General features: G+C 56.7%; 3 protein-coding genes and 1 pseudogene. All 4 read right to left on the bottom strand.

From position 1 onward, the window contains the following. Positions 1 to 277, bottom strand: a pseudogene (locus QJ48_RS25570) (hypothetical protein); the annotation flags it as partial. 149 nt (positions 278 to 426) lie between these two features. After that, a complete protein-coding gene (locus tag QJ48_RS25565) occupies positions 427 to 846 on the bottom strand; it encodes a hypothetical protein (protein ID WP_054976238.1) in 420 nt (139 codons plus the stop codon). Between the two features lie 118 nt (positions 847 to 964). Continuing rightward, positions 965 to 2,374 (bottom strand): hypothetical protein, encoded by a 1,410-nt coding sequence (locus QJ48_RS25560; protein ID WP_054976237.1) that lies wholly within the window; start codon positions 2,372 to 2,374, stop codon positions 965 to 967. A gap of 234 nt (positions 2,375 to 2,608) precedes the next feature. Further along, positions 2,609 to 3,427: a Cof-type HAD-IIB family hydrolase gene (locus QJ48_RS25555; RefSeq protein ID WP_054976236.1), complete on the bottom strand. Its 819-nt coding sequence runs from the start codon at positions 3,425 to 3,427 to the stop codon at positions 2,609 to 2,611. Positions 3,428 to 3,865: the final 438 nt, after the last annotated feature.

Raw genomic sequence — 3,865 nt, 5'->3', positions numbered from 1 at the left:
CGCCGGGAGCGCCGCCGGGCATGCCCTGGAATCCTGCGCCCGGAACACCGCCGGGCATGCCCTGGAACCCTGCGCCCGGAGCGCCACCGGGGATGCCCTGGAACTCTGTGCCCGGAGCGGCGCCGGGCCAACCTGGGAATCCTGCGCCCGGAGCGCCTCCATACGTACCGGGGCCCCCTCGTTCGTCAGGATATCGTTCCAGGCTTGCCGCATCGTCCGGCATCTCAGAAAAGAATTCATCATACGAATCGGTGTAAGGAATCTCTTCGTAACTCATGATACCCTCTCCCTTTTTGCTTGGTAGGAAGCGTACATACTATGCTAATGCCTATAATCCATACCAAGTATATGAGACGGGTGCCCAAACGTGACCGGAAAAAAGGGAGGGCTTGTTTCTTTTTTCACAGAGAAGGTCAGCATTATAATCTACTTCGGGCCGACCTGCTCTCTTTCGTTCACTTCAATGGCCTCCTCGGCATTATGTTTACCGTAGCCCGGCTGCCTGTAATCCGAGTTGCTCAGCTTCTCCATGATCCGCATCTTTTCGATATGTCCGCGCGTTTCGGGTGTCCCCAGCCGATAGATCATAGCGTACAGCTCACGTACTTGGGAGTTGTACTCATCCGTTGCTTCGTCATGGTCCGCCGATTTGTATGGCACTCCCGCGCGGGCGAACGTCTTTTCCGTTTCGACCTCGTAACTGCTCATAAGCCGCCGCAGCTCCCGAAGTTCCTGATCGGTGGCTTCCACCGCATATTCGTAGGAGTAGTTTCCAAGATCCGCGAGTGTCTGCGCGTCCTCAATCGTGCCTGAACCGACGGAAACGTAATAGCTTTTTTTGAGCATATTTAACCCCTCCCGTTAAGAAAAACGTAACTCTTCTTAACCTGAAGGGGAAAGCTTGAACCAAAGCACGGCACCTAGCGGAGCTGCGCGCATACAAATATTCCTTCTAGCGTCCGTATCAACTCAAAAAAATCGCCACAGTCGCCGTAACGATCAGCCCCGCGACGACGGGCTTCAAATTGCGCCGCGCCAGTTCGAACGGATCGACGCCGCAGATGGCGGCCGCCGGGATAAGCGCCCACGGTACAAGGGTGCCTCCGCCGACCCAGATCGCGGCGATCTGCCCGAGCGCGGTCAACGTGGCAATCCCCGAGCCGATAGCGGCGGCAAAAAGACGAGCGATCGAGCCGGCCAGCGAAATGCCGGAGAAGCCGGAGCCGTCGAGACCGGTAATGGCGCCGACGGCTGTCAGCGTGACCGCGCCGATCGCCTGATTGAGCGGCACCGCATGGGCGAGCGCATAGCCGAGATCGTTGACAAGACCGTGCGAGTCTTCAGGCAGCACGCTGCCGAAAATGTCCGTAAGCGCCGAATCGCCAAGGTAAAAGAACGCGGCTATCGGGATGACCGGTCCGAATACTTTAAAGCCGAACAAGAATCCGTCGATCAAATAGCCGGTTGCCCGCTCTAGCCCTTGTCCTCGGTGCGTCAGCAGCGAGACAAGCAGCATCGCAAGCAGCGCGGTTCCGCCGACAAGCGCAGTGGCATCGCCGCCTTGCAGGTTGAACGCGAACATGGCGGCCACATCGGCGGCGAACAACAGCGCGATGATCCATGCCAGCGCGACCCGACCCGCACGCGGCAGCAGGGCTGCTTGGGCCTCCGCTTTGCCGGCTCCTGCCGCATGGGCCGCCACTGCGCTGCCTCCGCTCGGCACAATCCGTCCTTGCCGCATTTCGCGGCGCAGCATCCAGAAGGCGGTCACTGTCGTCACGGCGCCCATAACAAGGACGAGCGGCACGCTGGCTTCCATGACGGCCGCGACAGGGATGCCTGCCGCATCGGCCGTCAGCTTCGGCGCGCCCTGGATGACATAGTCGCCGGACAGCGCGATGCCGTGGCCGAACAGGTTCATTGCCATTGCTGCGCCGATCGCGGGCAAGCCTACCCTTATAGCTGCCGGCAGCAGGACCGCACCTACAAGCGCAACGGCCGGGGACGGCCAGAAAAAGCACGACATCGCCATCATAAGAAAGCCAATGACCCAGAAAGCAAGAGCCGGGGTCCGGATGAATCGGGCAAACGGCGAGATCATGGTCTCGCCTACGCCGCTCTTTTCCAGCACCTTGCTCATCGCCACGACGATACAAATGATCAGGATCGTATTGAGCAGCTCTTTCATGGCATAAATAAAGCTGTTGAATACGCCGCTGACCGCAGCGTGAAGCGATCCCGTCGAGAGCAGCCCGATCAGCACAATGCCGGTAATGCAGACGATCGTCGTATCCCGGCGCATCACCATGAATCCGATAATCAGCAAAACGAACAGCAGATACGCATAATGAAGTGAAATTAAAGCGACACCCAACCATCCCACCTCCACTGGACAAAAGCCTAACGCCTTTGTACTTACCAGCGTATGCGGACAGCGGAAAAGGGTGAGAACATGCTGTGCTTTTGCCAATGGACCAAGCGCCGGGGCGGAGCACGCCAAAAAGACCGCTCCAGGAGCGGTCCGGCTATTCTTGCAAGTTTCATAGCTTACTTAACGCGCTTGCCCGATAAGACCAGGACGTCACCCGTCCCAATCCGGCATCAAGCCTCAGTTGCCGCTCCCTGCTTCTTCGCGGCGCAGCACGAATTTCTCGACGACGTGCTTGACGCCGTCCTCATTATTGCTGAAAGTCACATAATCGGCGATTTCCTTCAATGATTCGACGGCATTACCCATCGCGACGCCAAGCCCTGCCACCTCCAGCATTTCGCGGTCGTTCCAGCTGTCTCCGATACCTATGACTTGCTCGAGCCCGATGCCGAAATGCTCGGCCAGATGCGCAAGCGCATGCCCTTTGGTGCCTTCGATATGCACGATTTCCAGAAAATGCGGCTTCGATTTCGTAATATGCACCTGCCCGCCGGTCAAGCCGCGGAGCCGCTCCGCGACCCGGTCCAGCAGCTCCGGCTCGTCGATGATCAGCAGCTTCATCGAAGGCTGAGCCGCCAGCTCTCCGAAGTTCGGGTACACGGTATAAGGGATTTTCGAAAGCGCGGCGTACGCTTTTGCTTTATCGTTGTCTTCCTTGACATACAGCACATCGTTTACGTACGTTTGCAGATGCAATCCTTCCGATTCGCAAAAATCGAAAACGAGCCGCGCTGCCTCGGCGGGCACGGTCCGTTCGTACAAGACGCGTCCGTCGATTGAATTTTTGACGAGCGACCCCTGGTATGTAATGAGCGGCACGTTCAGTTCCAGCTGACCGGCGAGCTGCTTGGCCGAGGCGTACATGCGCCCGGTAGCCAGCGTAACGATTACTCCTTCGGCCAGCGCTGCGGCCAGCGACCCTTTGGTTCCTTCCGTGATCTGCTTCTCGTCGTTGATCAGCGTATCGTCGATGTCGATTGCAAGCATTTTGTACATGGTGCGGTCTCCACTCCCGTAAAGTCAAATTGCCCTCATTATAACGTACGGCGCATATTTTTCAAGCTTTTTTGTTCGTACGCTTGAGCAGGGCGCCGTTCCGCAGGCATGTATCGGTTGAACAATCACATCGGCCCATTCGCGCAGCGCTTGCGGAATCCGGATCGAAGCTTCGGTTGAGGCGTTATTGGAAGGCTGATTTTTATGCGGGATGGCAAGGTATGTCTATTTTTGTGAGTAATTAGTGCTAAAGAAATAGTTCGAATTACCCGATGATTAATTTATAATCAATTTATACATATAAGGCTAGTCTTGTATAACGCTTCCCTTGGCATCAACACGCGATACAACAATGAGATGAGGCGGATGGTTATGAACTGGATCGCTTGGCGTAAACCGATGATCGCGGTAATAGCGGTCTATTTTGTGGTATTCGCC

The sequence above is a fragment of the Paenibacillus sp. A3 genome (genome assembly GCF_001399685.1).
In the GTDB taxonomy this organism is placed as follows: domain Bacteria; phylum Bacillota; class Bacilli; order Paenibacillales; family NBRC-103111; genus Paenibacillus_G.
The sequence above is the reverse complement of the archived record's forward strand: the minus strand, read 5'-3'. Positions and strand labels throughout refer to the sequence as shown.

Bases quoted from the DNA above. Each gene is read 5' to 3' on its own strand.
- QJ48_RS25565 (WP_054976238.1), bottom strand. From the start codon at position 846: ATGCTCAAAAAAAGCTATTACGTTTCCGTCGGTTCAGGCACGATTGAG.
- QJ48_RS25555 (WP_054976236.1), bottom strand. From the start codon at position 3,427: ATGTACAAAATGCTTGCAATCGACATCGACGATACGCTGATCAACGAC.